We start from the raw sequence: 435 nt of genomic DNA on the forward strand, positions 1-435 counted from the left end.
GTGGAGCCGATCTGATATGCGATTCCGCCGTCTGCAAGCAGGTTTTCAACCATGACGCCCCCTCGGGCGGCAACGCTAGCGCATGTCTTCGCGCTGACGCTCAGTCAATTGGCGCGCAGCGGACCCCCTCAACCGCCGTACGCTGAGCAACATGCGACTTGCTGCTGCCGCGCTGTTGGTTGCAGTGACGGCCGGGCTGAGTGGCTGCACCGGTGCGCCCGACCGCGAGCAGGAAGCACTCGACATCCGAAACCGCATCGCGGAGATGCCCGGTGTGGCGAATGTCGACCTGATCTATGACAACGGCGTCCTCGAAGGCACTCGGTTCGAACTCGAGGTCGACATGCAGCAGGCCAGCGATCAGCAGGTCGGCGCGGTGGTTGACCAACTCGACGAGCTGCGCGGCGATGACTTCGCGAAGTTCAACCAGCGGAT

At 63.4% G+C, this 435-nt stretch carries 1 protein-coding gene; it reads left to right on the forward strand.

Annotation, left to right across the window (positions count from 1 at the left end; all coding sequences use genetic code 11):
- Positions 1–151: 151 nt before the first annotated feature.
- On the forward strand, positions 152–435 hold a 284-nt coding region (locus tag RM572_RS29335; protein WP_311676380.1), incomplete at its 3' end, for a hypothetical protein.

It is taken from the genome of Streptomyces hazeniae (assembly GCF_031845485.1).
Classification (GTDB): Bacteria; Actinomycetota; Actinomycetes; order Streptomycetales; family Streptomycetaceae; genus Streptomyces; species Streptomyces hazeniae.